Here is a 15,070-nt window from a genome sequence, read left to right as displayed (position 1 = left end):
GGGGGGCAACACGGAGGTATGACCGAGTCCGCAGAGCGGGTCGCCGTCGCCTGTCCGTCGTGTTCGCCCTCGCTGGAGACGGTTCACGAGGTGCTCACGACCGGCGGCGGCCACGCCACGATCCGCTGTACCGACTGTGGCCACACCCACAAGCAGCAACTGGAGTCGACGACCGAGTACGAACGCGACGTGGTCGTCTCACAGGACGGCGAGTCCTTCACCGCGACCGCCGACGTGCCCGAGGGCGAGCAACTGGCCGTCGGCGAGGAGTTCCTCCTCGACACCGAGGAGGCGATCGTGACCGCCCGGATCACCAGCCTCGAACTCGACGGCGAACGGCGCGTCGAGGAGACGACCGCCGAGGAGGTCGGGACCATCTGGACCCGCGCGGTCGGCAACGTCAGCGTCAACCTGACCCTGCATCCCAAGGACGGCACGCACGACGAGACGGAGTCGATGACCGTCCAGGTGCCCGGCGACTACGAGTTCGTCGTCGGCGAGACCGACGAACTCGGCGGCGAGGAGTTCACCGTCGAGGGCATCCACATCCGCGACGACGCCGTCGGATACGAGTACGACAAGCTCGACTTCGACGGCGACAGCGCGTTCGCGAAGGACATCAACCGGCTGTACGCCCGCGACGAGTCCTCGTCGGCCTGGTCGGCGTGGTAGCGTGGACTTCGCGGCCGCCCGCGAGCGGTTAGTCGAGCGCCTCGCCGAGGACGGCCGGTTCGGCGGCGACCGCGTCCGCGATGCGATGGCCGCCGTGCCGCGCCACGAGTTCGTTCCCGACGAGCGCCGCGAGGGCGCCTACCGCGACACGCCGCTGCCCATCGGCGAGGGCCAGACCATCAGCGCCCCGCACATGGTCGCGATCATGACCGACCTGCTCGACCCGTCCCCCGGCGACGACGTGCTGGAGGTCGGCACCGGCTGTGGCTACCACGCCGCCGTCACCGCCGAACTCGTCGGCGCCGAACACGTGTTCTCCGTCGAATACCACGACTCGCTGGCCGAGGCGGCTCGCGAGCGACTCGACCGGCTGGGCTACGGCGAGGTCTCGGTACGGGCGGGCGACGGCAAGGGGGGCTGGCCCGAGCACGCCCCCTACGACCGCGCGTATCTCACCTGCGCCGCCCCCGAGTTCCCCGAGCCCGTCGTCGAGCAGGTCCGTCCCGGCGGCTCCTTGCTCGCGCCGATCGGTAGTCGGCGCCAGACGCTCGTCCGCGCCCGCCGCCGCGCCGACGGATCGCTGGAGCGCGAGGAGCACGGCGGCGTCCGCTTCGTCGAGTTGCAGTAAGCGGACGGATCGCCGGACGCCGCCGCTCGGTGCGGTCCGGTCGGCGGTCGGTCCGCGTCATTCATTACCGTCGAGAGCGGACGGGCGAGCATGGACCCCGCGGTGTTGCGCGACGACATGGTCGACAGCCTGGAACACGAGAGCAAGGGCTGTCTCCGGAGCGAGGCGCTCTCCGTCGCGATGCGCGAGGTGCCCCGGGAGGCGTTCGTCGCGGAGGACCGCGGCGCCTACGCCGACCGGCCGTTCGAACGGCTGGGGACTCGCGTCCTCGCCCCGAGCACCGTCGCGCGACTGCTCGAAGCGCTCGACGTGCGCGAGGGCGACTCCACTCTCGTCGTCGGCGCGGGCGTCGGCTACACCGCCGCCGTCGCCGCCGAACTCGCCGGCGCCGAACACGTCCACGCCATCGACATCACCCGTCGGCTGGTGATCGAGGCGAGGGAGAACCTCGCCGAGGCGGGCTACGGCGGCGTGCTCGTCGACCGCCGCGACGGCGCCGAGGGCCTCCCGGAGTACGCGCCGTTCGACCGCATCCTGCTGGAGGCGGCGGCGGTCAGCCCGCCCGCGGCGCTGGTCGACCAGCTCGCCGAGGGCGGCCGGCTGGTCATGCCCCACGGCACCGGCGAGCAACACCTCGCGGTCGTCGAGGGCGGGGAGGTCGCCGAGCGACTCGGCGGCGTCGCCTTCCGGCCGATGCTCGTCGAGGGCGAACAGGCCGACACCGTCGAGCGCAACCGCACCCGACGCGAGGACCGCGAGTTCGCCCGTCGCAACGCCGAGGGTCGCACCGGCTGGGAGCAGGAGTGGATCGACTGGGACGACGCGGTCCGGCGCTGAGTCGACCGGGCGACCCCTATCCGTCCGCGACCACCAGTACCTCCGTGTTCCCGCGCTCGTCGGCGTACTGCCCGCCCGCGGGCGGTTTCACGTCGAACCGTATCGTCCCTTCCCGCTGATTGGGGCCGAGCGACGGCGACAGCGACAGCGTCGCGGTCCCGTTGGCGTCCGTCCGCGCGGTCGTCACCGACCCGAGGGTCGCGGTGCCGCCGGAGGCGACGACGGTCGCGTTGGCGATGCGGTCGCCGTTCGGACTGACCACCTCGACGGTGACGTCGGTGCTGGCCTCGTCGATCACCTCCGGCGTCGGTTTCACGTCGAGTTCGGTGACGCCCAGCGTCTGGATCCCCCCGAGCGTGTTCATCATCACGCTCAGGCTGGCGACCCCGACGACCAGGGCGATGACGAGTCTGATGGGCAGTCCCTCGATGGCGCGTTCGTCTCCCGCGAGCGCTCGTGGCTCCATGGGCGGTCCTGGCCGCGTTCTCGGGGATAAACGCTCGTGCGAAGGTTTTCCGCGGAGCGGGCGGGTATCTCTACGGCCGGCGGCGACGGGGAGCCGACCGCCGGGGTCGAACGGAAACACACGAGTAGGAGCGGTGGGTCCGTTCGGGCGCATGGCCGACGACCACGCGTTGACCAGACTGGAACCGCTCGTTCTCGTCGCCGTGGGCGGGTTCGCGGGCGCGGCGCTGCGGTACGTGGTGGCGCTCGCGCTCCCGGGCGCGTTCCCCTGGGCCACGCTCGCGGTCAACGGCCTGGGCAGCTTCGCGCTCGGTGTCGTCCTGTACGAACGTCACTTCGCCGACGCGCTCAGCGCGGAGACGCGACTGGTCGTCGCCACCGGATTCCTCTCCTCGTTTACGACATACAGCACGTTCGCCGTCGAGACGACGCGACTGGCGGGATCGTCTGGTCCGGTCCTGGCGGGGTCGGCCGGACCGACGCTGGCGGTCGCCAACGTCGCGGCGAACTACGCGCTCGGCATCGCCGGCGTCCTCTGCGGCCGCCGGGTCGCGAGGTGGGCGTCGTGAACCCGGTCGTCCTCGTCGGCCTCGGCGGCGTCGCGGGCGCGCTCTCCCGGCACCTGCTCGGCGAGCGCATCGACGCCCGCACCGGCGACACGCTGGCGGTGAACGTCCTCGGGAGCTTCGCGCTCGGGGCGATGCTGGCGGCGCCGGCGGGAGACGCCGCGGTGCTCGCGCTCGGGACCGGCTTCTGCGGCGCGTTCACGACCTTCTCGACGTTCGCCTTCGAGACCGTGCGGCTGTTCGAGACCGGCGAGCGCCGCCGCGCGCTGGCGAGCGCGGTGGTCAACCTGGTCGGCGCGCTCGCGGCCGTCTGGCTCGGGGCGACGCTCGCGGCGGCGACGTGGTGACCGGCGAAAACAGGCGTGTACGGACGTGAACGGCTCGACGAGTCGCCCGCCTACTCGCCGAGCGCGTAGAAGGTGCCGTCCTGGCTGCCGATGTAGACGCGACCGCCGGCGACGACCGGCGCGGCATCCTCGATGTTGTTGCTCGTGGCGAACGACCACTCCAGGTCGCCGGTCTCGGCGGTGACGGCGTAGACGTTGCCGTCGCGGGAGCCGACGTAGACGGTGCCGTCGGCGACGACCGGCGGCGCGGTGACGCCGCCGCTCGGATCGGTGACTCGCCACAGTTCCCGGCCGTCGCCGACGTCGAAGGCGAACAGCGTCCCGTCGCGAGTGCCGGCGAAGACGTGGTCCTCGGTGACGGCCGGCGTCGCCGCGAACGCCTCGCCCCGGGAGGTCTCCCAGCTGGTGCTGCCGCGGACGTTGATCTGCGTGAGCGTGTTGTTCTCGCTGGTGGCGAACAGGCGCCGGCGCCGGTGGGCGACGCCGTTGGCGGCCCCGCCGAGGTCCTTCGTCCACTGGAGGCTTCCCGAGGCGGTGACCGCGTAGAGTTCGTGGTCCGCGCTCGTGGCGTAGACCATCCCGTCGACGTAGACGGGCGGAGCCGTGATAACGCCGTAGGTGTTCTGGTTCCACTCCAGACCGCCGTCGAGGGCGTCGAACTTGTAGAGACGGCTGCTAGTCGACCCGACGTAGATGCCCCGGTCGACGACGACGGGCGCCGTGAAGTCCTCCGTCGACCCCAGGTCCCACTCCCAGAACACCGAGCCGTCGTCGGTGTTCAGGGCGTAGAACACGCCGTCGGTCGTCCCGAAGTAGGCGAACCCGCTGTCGATCGCCGCCGCGCTGGTGACCGGCGCAGCCAGGTCCTTCGACCACTTCGTCTCCCCGGTCACGGGGTTCAGCGCGTGGAACGAGCCGTCGTCGTCGCCGGAGCCGCCCGCGCCGACGTACAGCGTCCCGTCGACCAGCACGGGTGTCGCGTTCACCGCGTCCTGGTCGAACTCCGCCCGCCAGTCGACCGTGACGCTTTCGTGGGGGCCCGCCGCCTCCGAGTGGTGACCCCAGTGTTCGTCGTTGCGCATGAACGTCGGCCACGACGCGAACGACGACGCGCCCGGCGTCGCGGTCGCGGTGGCCGTCGGCTCCGCCGTGTCGGTCGGGGTCTGCGTGTCGGTCGGGGTCGGCGTGTCGGTCGGCTCCGGTGTGTCGGTCGGCGTCGCAGCCGCGGTCGGCGTCGGCGTGTTCCTCGGCGTCTCTGTGCCCGCGTCCCCCGGTGTCGTCGTCGCGTCGCCGTCGGACCCGCACCCGCTCAGTCCGACCGTCGACGCGCCCAGCACGGTCGCCAGGAATCGACGACGACTCGCCCGTTTCCGTGCCATGGCCGGTGTATCGGACAACTGTGGCATATGTCCTTGGGTTCGTTCGGTCGCCGAATCCCGGCGCGTACCCGCTCCGACGGGCCGGTTCGCTCCCCTCGGCCCCGAGTTGGTGTGCAAAGGTTTCGCATACCAATAGACCTATATGCTGGTGTGGTATAGCGTAGCACGTATGGCGTCCGCACCGAGCACCGACGACATGTTCGACGAGTTTCTGACCGACCGCGGACACGACGTCGAGGAGGCGGGCTGGGAAGAGAACTACAACAAAAAGCAGTGCCCCGACTGCGGGGGACTGCACGACTCGGCCGCCACAGACTGCTCGGTATGCGGTTGGTCACCTGCGTAACGCGTCCGAACACGATTTTCCGCTTCTCGTCGTCCGCAGTGTCCCGCGAGCCTCGCGCACTCGTCGCCTCCGCTCGGTACGGTCGAATCAGTGAGCGGTTCGGTGGCGCGCGCTGTCGACGCCCGTCGTCTCCGGCGGCGCTCCTACTCGGCGCGCGGTCATCGCGCTGTCGAGGTGACGCGCGTGTCCTCGCCGTCGTGGCGGTGGACGACGGTCACTTCTCGCGGGAGGGCGCCGTCGAGTTCCACCGTCGCCTCGTAGTCGATCTCCGTGATGCACTGTCCACAGGCAGTGTCCGTGCCGGCGTCGGACTCCGAGTCGACGACGACGGTGAGCGCCCCACCGTCGAGGCGCACGTCCGACAGGACGGCCGTGTGGCAGGTGTCGGCGCCCCAGATCGTCCCGGTGACCGAGAGAGACCCACCGTCCGCGTCGAAATCGACCGACGCGTCGTCGGTCTCGGTCCCGCATCCGCTGTCGGTGACGTCGAGCGAGGAGTCCGCGACCCCGCTGGGCGTGGCCGACGGCTCGCTGTCGGGCGTCTCGCTCACGGTGTCGCCCGGCGAGTCGCTCGGGGTGGCACTCGGGCCGTCGGTTCCGTCGGGGTCGGGTTCCGTCACCGTATCGCCGGTCCGGTCGGTCGGCGTCGCCGCCGACCGGTCGGTGTTCGCGGGGTCGCCGGGCGGCGTCTCGGTGTCGGTCGGCTCGTCGGTTTCGGCGGGCCCATCCGTGTCGGTCGGCTCTCCGCCCGATCCGTCGGACAGACAGCCGGTCAGGGCGAGCGTGCCCGCGGCGCCGAGGCCGCGGAGGAGGGTGCGTCGCTTCACGACCCGAGGGACGAGCGCTCCGATAAAGGGCCTTGTCGACGGTCAAGCGACCCTTTGACACTGCCCGGACGGATCGTAACCCCTTTACAATCAACCGCGGTACGTAGAAGTGAGTCCGGGTAGGGTAGTGGACTATCCTCTTGGCTTGCGGAGCCAGGGACCGGAGTTCGAATCTCCGCTCGGACGTTCACTTCGTTCACGGCCGACGAGCCCAGCGCTCGCTCCGCTCGCGCTGGACTCCGCTCGGACGTCTTCTCTCCGAAGCAACTCGGCGAGCACCGCGTAGCGTGTGCTCGTCATCGCTGAGGAATGCGACCGTCCCGCGGAGATTCGAGCACGATAGACGCAGCGCGACCGGCGGGAGCGACCGTCTATCGGCAGTTCGAATCTCCGCTCGGACGTTCACTTCGTTCACGACCGACGAGCCCAGCGCCCGCTCCGCTCGCGCTGGACTCCGCTCGGACGTCTCCTTTCGGTCGTAACTCGCCGAGCGTCGCGTCTCCCCTTCGTCGGGGCGCACGCCCTCAGACGAACCGCTCGACTATGACGCCGCCGAGCCCGCCGAGCCCGGCGTTGATAGCCAGTGCGACCAGTTCCGCGACGACGATAACGCCGACGAGGACGGCGCCGCCGGCCAGCTGGCCGATCGCGTCGGCGCCGGCGAGGAGCCCGCCCGCGACGGCCACGAGCAGCGGGACCGACAGCGTCCAGCCGACCAGTCCGGCCACGGCGCCGATACGCAGGCCGGAGCCGTCCTCGCCGTGCAGGTACGCCGCGGCGCCGCCGCCCGCGACCGCCGCGCCGGGGATGAACGAGACCAGCGCCGTCACGGCGGCACCGTAGACGGCGCAGGCGCGGAACGTCGCGGTCGTGCCGCCCTCGCGGGCGACCCGGCGGCGGGTGCGCCGGCGCGCGACGACGAACGCCGCGGCGACGGCGACCAGCACGAGACCGGTCACGGCGAGGCCGGCCGCGAACCAGTCGACGAACGGCACTCCGGCGGTGACCGCCTCCGCGGGCGTCAGCCCGTTCACCTCCACCTCCTCGCTGGTGACGAAGTCGGTGAGTAGCGCCCGGTCGACGCGGGCGTACATCGCGGCGCCGACCGCCGTCAGCGCGAGTCCGATCAGTCCGGTCACGATGCCCAGCAGCCAGTCGACCGCCGCCGGCACGGGGTCGCGTCCCTCGGTCGATCCGTCGGTCGCCGGTCGGCCGGCGTCGTGTACGGTATCTACGTCCGTCATACCTGCAACGAGGAGCGCCAACCACGTATATCCACGAGCCGCGCTTCGGGACCGGAAGCGGGGCGAACGATTTAAGTCGCTCCGTCGGACGACTCGGGGAGTCGGGGACGGGCCGGTGAGGATCGCCCCCAGAGATTTGTCCCGAGCGGCCGACTTCCCGGTATGGAGCGAGTCAGCTTCGACGACGCCGAGACGTACGAACCCGAGGAGGGGTGGCGCCGCGTCGCGCTGGCGGGCGACGACGACGTGAGCCTGGAGTACTTCGAGAAGCCGCCCGGCCACAGCTCGCCGATGCACGACCACGAGAACGGCCAGGTGTGTCTCGTCCTCGACGGCGAACTGACGGTCCACACGGAGAGCGAGGCGCGCCCGGAGGAAGCGCCTCGAAGCGAACGGCGAAGCCGTGAGCAGAGCGAGCGCCTCGAACGCTACGACTCGGTGTGGCTCGACCCGTGGGAGGCCCACCGGGTCGAAAACGAGAGCGAGGAGAGCGCTACCGGGCTGGATATCTTCGTTCCCGGGAGACCCTTCGACTTCTGGACCGACCGGGAGTGATCGGCGGGACCGGCGGCCGTCCGCGAGCGCGAGCCGTCGCGGTGCGTTTAAGCCCCGACTCTGCGACCAGCTATCCGATGACACTCCGACACACGTCGATCCGCGTCGCGGACATCGAGACGACCGTCGACTTCTACGCCGACCTCGTCGACTACGAGGTCCTGCGGGAGTTCGAGACCGACGACGGCACCCGGAACGTCTTCATCGGCGACCCCGCCGACGAGGACACCGACGACCCGGCCGCGCTCCAGCTGGTCGAGGCCGACGCCCCCGTCGACACCGGCGACTTCGAACACGTCGCGGTCACCGTCGACGACGTGGACGCCGCACTCGAATCGCTCGACGACGACCGCGTCGACGACGGCCCCATCACGATGGAGGAGTTCGACTCCCGCGTGGCGTTCATCACCGCGCCGGAGGGCTGGGGCGTCGAACTCGTCGAGGACCTGTAACCGACGGAGCAGGGGACGTTTTTGCCCCTTGCAGTCGAAGCGAGCGCATGGACGAGAGTGATCGCACAGACGACAGCGAACGCAGGGACGACTCCGTCCGAGCGCGCGCGAAGCGACTGTTCTGGGAGCGCCACGCCAACCCGTGGAGCGGGTGGTCCCGAACCGTGACGCTCCCGGCGCTGCTGTATGCGGTGTATCACCGACGATGGCGACTGCTCGCCGCGACGGTGGCGTTCACCCTGTTCAACCCGGTCCTCTTCCCGAAGCCCGACGACGCCGACGCGTGGATGACGAAGGTGGTCCTCGCCGAGCGGCGCTGGCGCGAGAGCGGCGACCGGCTGGGCGCGCTCCAGGCGCTCAACGTCGGAAACGGGCTGGCGACGCTGTACGCCGTCTACGCCGCCTCTCGGCGCGACGTGGGTGGCGCCACCGTCGCGGGCGCGCTCGCGATGACGCTGAAACTCGCGTTCGTGGACGCGCTGGTGCGGCGCTACGAGGACGAGATCGAGTGGCCGGCGGCGCCGCCGCACTCGTCCGACCCGGTCGCGGAGTGACTGGACCCGCTCGCCATCCGTCGGATCGTACCCCACGCTTATTGGCCCATGCTACCAAGTCACTGGCGTGTCGACCACAGTGCCATCGGAACGACTCGCAGAGTTCCTCTGGGAACGGCACGCCAACCCCTGGAGCGGGTGGACGCGCGTGTTCGCGTTCCCGGTGCTGGTGTACGCCGTCCTGACGCGGCGCAAGCGTCTGCTGGTCGCGGCTATCGCCGCCATCGCGGTCAACCCTGTCGTGCTCCCCCAGCCCGACGACGCCCAGGCCTGGACGAGCGACGTGATCCAGGCCGAGCGCTACTGGGTCGACCACGGGAAACACGGTGCCGTCCTCCGGTCGCTCGACGCCGCGACGCTGCCGGTGACCGTCGGCGCGCTGTACGCCGCCTACCGCCGCAAGCCCAAATCGACCGCCGTGTTGACCGCCCTCTCGATGGCGCTGAAGTTCGCGTTCGTCAACGCCCTCGTCCGCCACTACGAGGCCGCGACCGAGGCCGACGCGGCCGCGGTCGAAGACGGGTCATCGACCGACGGGACGCCCGACGACGGCGCCGGCCCGTAGGTGTTTTCGCCCCGGCGCCCTCACTCGTCGCCATGGACGCACAGCTCCGCGCGGGCGTCGCCGTCTACAACGCCGGCCGCTACCACGCCGCCCACGACGCCTGGGAGGAGCGCTGGCTCGCGCTCGACGACGGCGACGACGAGCGCTTGCTCCACGGGCTCATCCAGTTCACCGCCGCCGTCCACCACGCCCGGAACCGCAACTGGTCGGGCGCCACCGGCCTCGCCGACAGCGCCGGCGACTACCTCGCCGACCTCCCCGCCGACTACCGCGGCGTGAACGTCGGTCGCGTCCGCGAGTACCTCGTCGCTCTCGGCCGCGACCCCGAACGGATCGAGCGAGCGCCCGCGCCCGCGCTCACTCACGAGGGCGAGGCGCTCGCGCTCGCGGACCTCGATTTCGAGTCGAGCGCCGTCGCCGCGGAGGTGCTCGCGGAGGAGTTGGGCTACGACGAAGGGGTGATCGAGCAGGCGGTCGAGTACGCCCGAGCGGACCTCGAAGCGGGCGACGAGGGGAGCCAGTTCGTCACGTTCGTCCTCGACTTCGTCCGGGACCCCGACAGCCGGGCGATCGTCGCCCAGCGACTCGCCGAACACGTCGACCGGCGGGAGCACCGCAAGTCGGACGTGGACGGACTCTTCGAGGAGCGATGAAGGCGCTCGCCAGCGGCAAGCGCTCCCGTGGCGTCCTGCTGGGTGTCGCCGCGCTCGGCCTGGGGTTCAACGCCGTGACCTGTTTCTGCGGGCTGAACCGGACGCTGGGGATCGACACGACGAGCGAGTGATCGAAAACAAGCGTTATCCGTCTGTTCGCACACGTATCGGTGTGCCCACTTGCCGGAACTGCGACGCCGTCGTGACGAAATCGTACGTTCGCGTGTTCGCGCCGAACGGGATGGACCAGCCCCGCGTCTGCCCGAACTGCGAGGACAAGACCCGCGACAAGGGCGACGTGCGAACCAAACGAAACTGAACGCCTGCGCTTCGGTCCTTGACCGAGGACCGGCGTCGGGACTCTCACTGCTCCGGACAGCCACCGGTCTCCCGTCGAACGGTCGCTCCGAGCGGCGGGGCGCGATACCGTGCGGTCAGGACCGCCGTCTGGCTGCGGCCGCCGCGAGCGCGAGTGCGGTGACCGCCAGTCCGAGGCCGAAGCCGGGTCCGGACCCGCTGGCCGTCGTGTCCACCAGATCGCTTTTCTCCTGTACGTCCGGGTCGTTCGGCGCGTAGTCCTCCGAATCGATCACGCCATCTCCGTCGCTGTCCTGGATGTCGTCACCTCCGACGGCGGTCGTCGCGCTCGGCTCCGACGCCGACTCGGTCGCCGTCGCTGAGACTGTCGCGGTCGGGGTGGCGGTCGCAGTGGGCGTCGGTGCCGGAGTGGCCGTCGGCGTGGGCGTCGCGGTCGGCGTGGGGGTCGGCGTGGGGGTTGCGGTCGGCGTCGCCGTGGGCGTCGGCGTCGAGTCGTCGGTCGCAGGGTACCACTGGTGTTCGTTGTTCTGACTGATCGTGACGCTCCAGTTGTACTCGCTCTGGAACCGGCCGTTTTCGAACACTTCGAAACAGAGCGGGCCGTCCGATTCCGCGTAGAACTTGAACGACGCGTTCTTCGAATCGTCGGAGACGGTGAGGTAGTCCAGTCTGTCGTTGTACTCCTCGATGTTCTGCGATTCGCTCATCGAGGTGTCGAACGGGAGGGCGAAGGTGAGCTGCCGTTCCTCGTCCCCGACGTCCATGTGATGGACGGTCACGGCGAAGTAATCGCCGCTCTCGGCCTGAAACGGCACCGCGTCGACGTCGTCGGGGGAGTTGATCGCCCCGCCGAGTCCGGTCGCGTTCGCGTCGTATTTGTCCTCCGTGTCCTCGATATCGTACGGCGTGTAGTCACAGTTGTCCGGAATCTCGTCCTCGTCCGCCTGCACCGCGGCCGGCGTACAGGCGACCAACAGTACCAACAAGACGACAGGCCAGCGTCTGTTCATTCGGTTCGACCATTCAAATCCGGAATGTAAAGGCTTCCGAAACAGTCAGTTCTCTCTCAGACACTCAGCGAAGTTGCGGGTTCGTCCGGTCCGCCGTCGAAGAAACGATCGAGCGTCGGCGGTTGGCGGTCGCTACGCCTCTCGTTCGTAGTCGGCGACGTGCTCGTCGGCGTCCCACTCGGCTGAGTTGTCCTGGGGGTCGTAGCCCAGCGCCTCTCTCGCCCGCTCCAGCGAGTAGTACTTCCGGTCGTTGTCGGAGACACCGACAGACTCGCTCCGCTCGTCTGTCGAGCCCTCACTCGCTTCGCTCGCGAGGATGCCGTAGACGATCTCGAAGTTACGGAGGTGGAGAACTCGCCAAACGGGGCGTCCTCGAAGTGGATGACGACGGTAGCAAGCGACCGATGCTGCCGACAGAAGGAAAGAACCTCTTCGATCAAACGCTCTCTCGTTCGTAGTCGGCGACGTGCTCGTCGGCGTTCCACTCGGCTGAGTTGTCCTGGGGGTCGTAGCCCAGCGCCTCTCTCGCCCGCTCCAGCGAGTAGTACTTCCGGTCGTTGTCGGAGATGCCGTAGACGATCTCGAAGTCGTAGTCGGCTTCCAGCGTGCAGCGGTGGATACGGGCGCAGTCGGGGTAGGACAGCCACATGGCCTGGCCGCGCTCGTAGTCGATCGGCGGGTGGCCCCGCGTGAGGTTGCCGATGCGGACGTTGCAGACGGAGATGCCGTGTTCGTCGTGGTAGTACCGACCCAGCACTTCGCCGGCGGCCTTGGAGACGCCGTAGTGGTTGCCGGGGCGGGGGAACTCGGTGCCGTCGAGGCGGTAGTCGTCGCCTTCGCGGTACATCTCGGGGGTGCGCTCGTCGGTCTCGTAGGCGCCGACGGCGTGGTTCGAGGAGGCGAAGACGAACTTCTCGACGCCGGCTTCGACGGCGGCCTCGTACATCTTCTCGGTGCCGTCGATGTTGTTCGACAGCACGGAGGGCCACGGCGCGCTCGGTCGCGGGTCCCCCGCGAGGTGGATGACGGCTCCCACGCCGTCCATCGCGTCGGCGACCGTCTCCTCGTCGGTCACGTCGCCGACGAGGTACTCGTGGTCCGGCTCGTCGTCCGGCGGACTGTGGAGGAGTAGCTGCCACTCGTACTCGTCGGCGAGCCCCTCCAGCACGGCCTGCCCGACGCGGCCCCCTGCACCTGTGAGTAAGACCGGCTCGTCCATTCAGGTGAACCCTTGCGACCGGCCAGTAAGTAACGTACGGTTCCCAGCGGGGCTGTCAAGAATCCGACAGGCGTGTCGTGGGCCAGTGCCCCGCTCCGAAGGGCATTACTCCCGGGCGACCGACCGACCGCCATGGACCCCACGGACGCCCAGACCGCCTGTTTCGAGGCGGGCATCAAGTTCGGAACGCTGTACCACCAGTTCGCCGGGACGCCGGTCAGCCCCGCGAGCGCCGACAGCCTCGCCCGCGCGATGGAGGAGGCCATCGAGAACCAACCGTACTGCGAGTCGGTCACCGTCGACGTGCTGGTCGACGAACTCGAAGCGGAACTGGCCGAGTCGACGGCCGACTACACGGAGCTGACCGGCCGCTTCGTCGAGGTCGAGATGACGATCGACTACGAGGGCAACGAGGTGCACACGCGGATGGATATGCAGGACGGCTACCCGCTCATGCGCGTCGTTGACGTGCGCTCGGACTCCTGACCGCGGCGCGGCTCGGTCGACGTGACGGTCTGTCGGGCGTCGAACCGACCACGGGAGATATGTGACTGGGCGGACAACCGACCCGGTATGTCCCTCGCCGCCCTGAACGACATCGAGGACGCCATCAAGGCGACCAAGCGGTTCCTCACGCCGGTCGACCGCGTGCGGTGGTTCCGGCTCGCGGTCGTGCTGTTCTTCGTCGGGGGTGCCGGTCTCACCTTCCCCGGCGCTCCGACCACGGGCTTCGGTGGCGACACCGATCCCGTCGAACCGACGCCCGGCGACCCCGCCGGACCCGACATCACGCCCGAGATGACGCCCGAGCTGGTGGCGCTGATACTGGGGATCGCCGCCGTCGGACTCGCCGCCTTCCTGCTGTACTCGGTGGTCGGCGCGACGATGGAGTTCGCGTTCGTCGCCGCGCTGCGCGACGAGGAGGTCCGGCTGCGACGGTCGGTCCGGCGGTACTGGCGGCGCGGGCTCCGGCTGTTCGCCTTCCGGCTGGCGGTCTGGGTCGTGGCGATCGCGACGGCCGCGGCGATACTGCTGGGGGTCGGGGCGTCGATGGGCGGGTGGCCGCCGACCGTCTGGGGCGACGGGACGATCCTGACCGTCGTGATCCTCGCGATCCCGGTGGTGGGTGTCGGCGCCCTGGTCCTCGGGACGCTGCTGGGATTCACCACCGTGTTCGTCGTGCCGGTGATGCTCGCCGAAGACCGGGGCGTCCTCTCGGCCTGGCGGCGCTTCTGGGGGACGCTGACCGACGAACCGCTGGAGTTTCTCGCGTATCTCTTCCTCTCGTTCCTCCTCGGCATCGGTGTCTCGATGGCCGTGGGGTTCCTGCTCGTCCTGTTGCTGATCGCCCTGGCCGTCCCGTTCCTGGTCGTCGGGGCGCCGCTCGGGTTCGCTCTCGTGACGGCGGGCGCCGGTACCGCCGCCGCCGCGGTGGCGCTGGTGCTCGTGCTCCTGTACGCCCTGCTCGTGTTCGTCGGCGCGCTGCTGATCCAGGTCCCGTTCCAGACGTTCCTGCGTTACTACGCCCTGTTCGTCCTCGGGGACGCGAATCCGGACTTCGACGTGGTCCCCGACGCCCGCGCGGCTATCCGCGCCGACGGCGGTGCAGACGACGACGGGACCGGCGGGACCGCAGCGGGCGGCGACGACGGTCCCGACCGACCGGGTGACGGCGACGCCGCGGACCCGAACGACCGCGAGAGCGGCGGAGACGACGACTGGAACGTCGGTCGCGAGGACCGCGACCGCGACGACGACGGCGACCGGTGGTGACGCCGTCGCGTTCGCCGCGATCGATACCGCCGGACCGTAACTGATCGGTCGGGTCGGCGTGCTGGCGTCGTTCGTCCGCTCTCTCTTCGGTTTTCACTTTCGGTTCCAGGCGTGTTTTTAAACCGGACGGGGCCGAAGGACGAGACATGAGTCAAGCGACCTTCGACGACGACGACCTGTTCGAGGACGCGGCCAGCGAGATGCGCGAGGACGTGGAAGCGAGCCTGGACGAGGCCCGCGCGGCGCTCCCGGAAGCCGACGCGGTCTGGGAAGTCGACGCCGACAACACGCTGGGCGTGCTCAACGCGCTCCGGTCGGCGCTCGACGTCGAGGACGCCGAGGACCACCTCGTCGACGCCAAGAAGTGGTACACGATGGGCGAGCGCGCCGACGCCTTCGAGGACGCCGACGACCTGGCCGAGGAGATCGAGGCCGTCGAGGACCTGCTCGACGACGTGACCGAGGCCCACGAGGAGGTCAGCGACCTCGCCAGCACCGTCCCGCAGCTCCGCAGCGCTCTAGAGGAGTTCGAGGCCGACGACGAAGCCGAGGAGAGCGACGAGGAGGAGGCCGAGGCCGAAGCCGACGCGGACGCCGAGGAAGCCGAGGCCTGAGAGCCACCGCGGCACTCGGTCGCCGCGTCCCGAGGACCGTCGCGCC

The 15,070-nt window shown here is 69.9% G+C and carries 22 protein-coding genes, 1 tRNA gene and 1 pseudogene; 17 read left to right on the top strand and 7 right to left on the bottom strand.

What is annotated here, in order from left to right:
• Positions 1 to 18: 18 nt before the first annotated feature.
• From HZS55_RS00405 to HZS55_RS00395, 3 genes are all read left to right on the top strand, one after another.
• Positions 19 to 672, top strand: a complete 654-nt coding sequence (locus HZS55_RS00405; RefSeq protein ID WP_179909798.1) for an HVO_0476 family zinc finger protein — start codon at positions 19 to 21, stop codon at positions 670 to 672.
• A gap of 1 nt (position 673) precedes the next feature.
• Positions 674 to 1,300 (top strand): protein-L-isoaspartate(D-aspartate) O-methyltransferase, encoded by a 627-nt coding sequence (locus HZS55_RS00400; RefSeq protein ID WP_179909797.1) that lies wholly within the window; start codon positions 674 to 676, stop codon positions 1,298 to 1,300.
• Positions 1,301 to 1,390: 90 nt separating this feature from the next.
• Positions 1,391 to 2,137 (top strand): protein-L-isoaspartate O-methyltransferase family protein, encoded by a 747-nt coding sequence (locus HZS55_RS00395; RefSeq protein ID WP_179909796.1) that lies wholly within the window; start codon positions 1,391 to 1,393, stop codon positions 2,135 to 2,137.
• Between the two features lie 16 nt (positions 2,138 to 2,153).
• Here the strand turns inward: HZS55_RS00395 and HZS55_RS00390 are convergent, their stop codons facing one another.
• Positions 2,154 to 2,603 (bottom strand): DUF7382 domain-containing protein, encoded by a 450-nt coding sequence (locus tag HZS55_RS00390; RefSeq protein WP_179909795.1) that lies wholly within the window; start codon positions 2,601 to 2,603, stop codon positions 2,154 to 2,156.
• Positions 2,604 to 2,754: 151 nt separating this feature from the next.
• Here HZS55_RS00390 and HZS55_RS00385 point away from each other — a divergent pair, with 151 nt between their 5' ends.
• Positions 2,755 to 3,171: a fluoride efflux transporter FluC gene (locus HZS55_RS00385; protein ID WP_179909794.1), complete on the top strand. Its 417-nt coding sequence runs from the start codon at positions 2,755 to 2,757 to the stop codon at positions 3,169 to 3,171.
• Positions 3,159 to 3,515 carry a fluoride efflux transporter CrcB gene (gene crcB / locus HZS55_RS00380; protein WP_179909793.1) on the top strand — a complete coding sequence of 119 codons (357 nt, stop codon included), beginning with the start codon at positions 3,159 to 3,161 and terminating at the stop codon, positions 3,513 to 3,515. The genes HZS55_RS00385 and crcB overlap by 13 nt, the downstream gene beginning before the upstream one ends.
• A gap of 50 nt (positions 3,516 to 3,565) precedes the next feature.
• Here the strand turns inward: crcB and HZS55_RS00375 are convergent, their stop codons facing one another.
• Positions 3,566 to 4,894, bottom strand: coding sequence for an outer membrane protein assembly factor BamB family protein (locus tag HZS55_RS00375; protein ID WP_179909792.1), 1,329 nt, complete (start codon positions 4,892 to 4,894; stop codon positions 3,566 to 3,568).
• A gap of 169 nt (positions 4,895 to 5,063) precedes the next feature.
• Between HZS55_RS00375 and HZS55_RS00370 the strand changes: the two genes are divergently transcribed.
• A complete protein-coding gene (locus tag HZS55_RS00370) occupies positions 5,064 to 5,240 on the top strand; it encodes an HVO_0416 family zinc finger protein (protein WP_006883231.1) in 177 nt (58 codons plus the stop codon).
• A 158-nt stretch (positions 5,241 to 5,398) separates the two neighbouring features.
• Here HZS55_RS00370 and HZS55_RS00365 read toward each other — a convergent pair whose 3' ends face one another.
• Complete coding sequence (locus HZS55_RS00365; RefSeq protein WP_179909791.1) at positions 5,399 to 6,067, bottom strand: hypothetical protein; 669 nt, start codon at positions 6,065 to 6,067, stop codon at positions 5,399 to 5,401.
• Positions 6,068 to 6,180: 113 nt separating this feature from the next.
• Between HZS55_RS00365 and HZS55_RS00360 the strand changes: the two genes are divergently transcribed.
• A tRNA-Arg gene (locus HZS55_RS00360) sits at positions 6,181 to 6,253 on the top strand.
• 338 nt (positions 6,254 to 6,591) lie between these two features.
• Here the strand turns inward: HZS55_RS00360 and HZS55_RS00355 are convergent.
• Positions 6,592 to 7,311, bottom strand: coding sequence for a hypothetical protein (locus tag HZS55_RS00355; protein WP_179909790.1), 720 nt, complete (start codon positions 7,309 to 7,311; stop codon positions 6,592 to 6,594).
• A gap of 162 nt (positions 7,312 to 7,473) precedes the next feature.
• Between HZS55_RS00355 and HZS55_RS00350 the strand changes: the two genes are divergently transcribed.
• The 7 genes from HZS55_RS00350 (at position 7,474) to HZS55_RS00320 (ending at position 10,409) form a co-directional block, all read left to right on the top strand.
• Complete coding sequence (locus HZS55_RS00350) at positions 7,474 to 7,866, top strand: cupin domain-containing protein (protein ID WP_179909789.1); 393 nt, start codon at positions 7,474 to 7,476, stop codon at positions 7,864 to 7,866.
• Positions 7,867 to 7,943: 77 nt separating this feature from the next.
• Positions 7,944 to 8,318, top strand: a complete 375-nt coding sequence (locus HZS55_RS00345; protein ID WP_179909788.1) for a VOC family protein — start codon at positions 7,944 to 7,946, stop codon at positions 8,316 to 8,318.
• A 47-nt stretch (positions 8,319 to 8,365) separates the two neighbouring features.
• The gene (locus HZS55_RS00340) at positions 8,366 to 8,872 is read left to right on the top strand and encodes a DUF6653 family protein (protein ID WP_246308327.1); all 507 of its coding nucleotides are present in this window, start codon (positions 8,366 to 8,368) and stop codon (positions 8,870 to 8,872) included.
• A gap of 67 nt (positions 8,873 to 8,939) precedes the next feature.
• Entirely contained in the window at positions 8,940 to 9,437 is a 498-nt protein-coding gene (locus HZS55_RS00335; protein ID WP_179909787.1) for a DUF6653 family protein, read from the top strand.
• Positions 9,438 to 9,469: 32 nt separating this feature from the next.
• Entirely contained in the window at positions 9,470 to 10,090 is a 621-nt protein-coding gene (locus HZS55_RS00330; protein ID WP_179909786.1) for a DUF309 domain-containing protein, read from the top strand.
• Positions 10,087 to 10,221: a hypothetical protein gene (locus HZS55_RS22745; protein ID WP_281372828.1), complete on the top strand. Its 135-nt coding sequence runs from the start codon at positions 10,087 to 10,089 to the stop codon at positions 10,219 to 10,221. The genes HZS55_RS00330 and HZS55_RS22745 overlap by 4 nt, the downstream gene beginning before the upstream one ends.
• Before the next feature lie 41 nt (positions 10,222 to 10,262).
• Complete coding sequence (locus HZS55_RS00320) at positions 10,263 to 10,409, top strand: DUF7563 family protein (RefSeq protein ID WP_167837492.1); 147 nt, start codon at positions 10,263 to 10,265, stop codon at positions 10,407 to 10,409.
• Positions 10,410 to 10,524: 115 nt separating this feature from the next.
• Here the strand turns inward: HZS55_RS00320 and HZS55_RS00315 are convergent, their stop codons facing one another.
• From HZS55_RS00315 to azf, 3 genes and pseudogenes are all read right to left on the bottom strand, one after another.
• Positions 10,525 to 11,418 (bottom strand): hypothetical protein, encoded by an 894-nt coding sequence (locus HZS55_RS00315; RefSeq protein WP_179909785.1) that lies wholly within the window; start codon positions 11,416 to 11,418, stop codon positions 10,525 to 10,527.
• Positions 11,419 to 11,550: 132 nt separating this feature from the next.
• Positions 11,551 to 11,682: pseudogene (locus HZS55_RS22515) on the bottom strand (NAD(P)-dependent oxidoreductase); the annotation flags it as partial.
• A gap of 172 nt (positions 11,683 to 11,854) precedes the next feature.
• A complete protein-coding gene (azf, locus tag HZS55_RS00310; protein WP_179909784.1) occupies positions 11,855 to 12,637 on the bottom strand; it encodes an NAD-dependent glucose-6-phosphate dehydrogenase Azf in 783 nt (260 codons plus the stop codon).
• A 132-nt stretch (positions 12,638 to 12,769) separates the two neighbouring features.
• Between azf and HZS55_RS00305 the strand changes: the two genes are divergently transcribed.
• From HZS55_RS00305 to HZS55_RS00295, 3 genes are all read left to right on the top strand, one after another.
• Entirely contained in the window at positions 12,770 to 13,123 is a 354-nt protein-coding gene (locus HZS55_RS00305; protein WP_179909783.1) for a dihydroneopterin aldolase family protein, read from the top strand.
• 87 nt (positions 13,124 to 13,210) lie between these two features.
• On the top strand, positions 13,211 to 14,410 hold the full coding sequence (locus HZS55_RS00300) for a DUF7544 domain-containing protein (protein ID WP_179909782.1): 1,200 nt from the start codon (positions 13,211 to 13,213) through the stop codon (positions 14,408 to 14,410).
• Positions 14,411 to 14,556: 146 nt separating this feature from the next.
• Positions 14,557 to 15,024: a DUF5790 family protein gene (locus HZS55_RS00295; protein WP_179909781.1), complete on the top strand. Its 468-nt coding sequence runs from the start codon at positions 14,557 to 14,559 to the stop codon at positions 15,022 to 15,024.
• The last annotated feature ends 46 nt before the right edge of the window (positions 15,025 to 15,070 follow it).

It is taken from the genome of Halosimplex rubrum (assembly GCF_013415885.1).
In the GTDB taxonomy this organism is placed as follows: domain Archaea; phylum Halobacteriota; class Halobacteria; order Halobacteriales; family Haloarculaceae; genus Halosimplex; species Halosimplex rubrum.
Note: the sequence above shows the minus strand (reverse complement) of the source record. Positions and strands in the feature narration are given on the sequence as shown.

Bases quoted from the DNA above. Each gene is read 5' to 3' on its own strand.
- azf (WP_179909784.1), bottom strand. From the start codon at position 12,637: ATGGACGAGCCGGTCTTACTCACAGGTGCAGGGGGCCGCGTCGGGCAG.
- HZS55_RS00295 (WP_179909781.1), top strand. From the start codon at position 14,557: ATGAGTCAAGCGACCTTCGACGACGACGACCTGTTCGAGGACGCGGCC.
- HZS55_RS00345 (WP_179909788.1), top strand. From the start codon at position 7,944: ATGACACTCCGACACACGTCGATCCGCGTCGCGGACATCGAGACGACC.
- HZS55_RS22745 (WP_281372828.1), top strand. From the start codon at position 10,087: ATGAAGGCGCTCGCCAGCGGCAAGCGCTCCCGTGGCGTCCTGCTGGGT.
- HZS55_RS00395 (WP_179909796.1), top strand. From the start codon at position 1,391: ATGGACCCCGCGGTGTTGCGCGACGACATGGTCGACAGCCTGGAACAC.
- HZS55_RS00315 (WP_179909785.1), bottom strand. From the start codon at position 11,418: ATGAACAGACGCTGGCCTGTCGTCTTGTTGGTACTGTTGGTCGCCTGT.
- HZS55_RS00375 (WP_179909792.1), bottom strand. From the start codon at position 4,894: ATGGCACGGAAACGGGCGAGTCGTCGTCGATTCCTGGCGACCGTGCTG.
- HZS55_RS00330 (WP_179909786.1), top strand. From the start codon at position 9,470: ATGGACGCACAGCTCCGCGCGGGCGTCGCCGTCTACAACGCCGGCCGC.
- HZS55_RS00390 (WP_179909795.1), bottom strand. From the start codon at position 2,603: ATGGAGCCACGAGCGCTCGCGGGAGACGAACGCGCCATCGAGGGACTG.
- HZS55_RS00305 (WP_179909783.1), top strand. From the start codon at position 12,770: ATGGACCCCACGGACGCCCAGACCGCCTGTTTCGAGGCGGGCATCAAG.
- HZS55_RS00350 (WP_179909789.1), top strand. From the start codon at position 7,474: ATGGAGCGAGTCAGCTTCGACGACGCCGAGACGTACGAACCCGAGGAG.
- HZS55_RS00340 (WP_246308327.1), top strand. From the start codon at position 8,366: ATGGACGAGAGTGATCGCACAGACGACAGCGAACGCAGGGACGACTCC.
- HZS55_RS00385 (WP_179909794.1), top strand. From the start codon at position 2,755: ATGGCCGACGACCACGCGTTGACCAGACTGGAACCGCTCGTTCTCGTC.
- HZS55_RS00370 (WP_006883231.1), top strand. From the start codon at position 5,064: ATGGCGTCCGCACCGAGCACCGACGACATGTTCGACGAGTTTCTGACC.
- HZS55_RS00300 (WP_179909782.1), top strand. From the start codon at position 13,211: ATGTCCCTCGCCGCCCTGAACGACATCGAGGACGCCATCAAGGCGACC.
- HZS55_RS00405 (WP_179909798.1), top strand. From the start codon at position 19: ATGACCGAGTCCGCAGAGCGGGTCGCCGTCGCCTGTCCGTCGTGTTCG.
- HZS55_RS00355 (WP_179909790.1), bottom strand. From the start codon at position 7,311: ATGACGGACGTAGATACCGTACACGACGCCGGCCGACCGGCGACCGAC.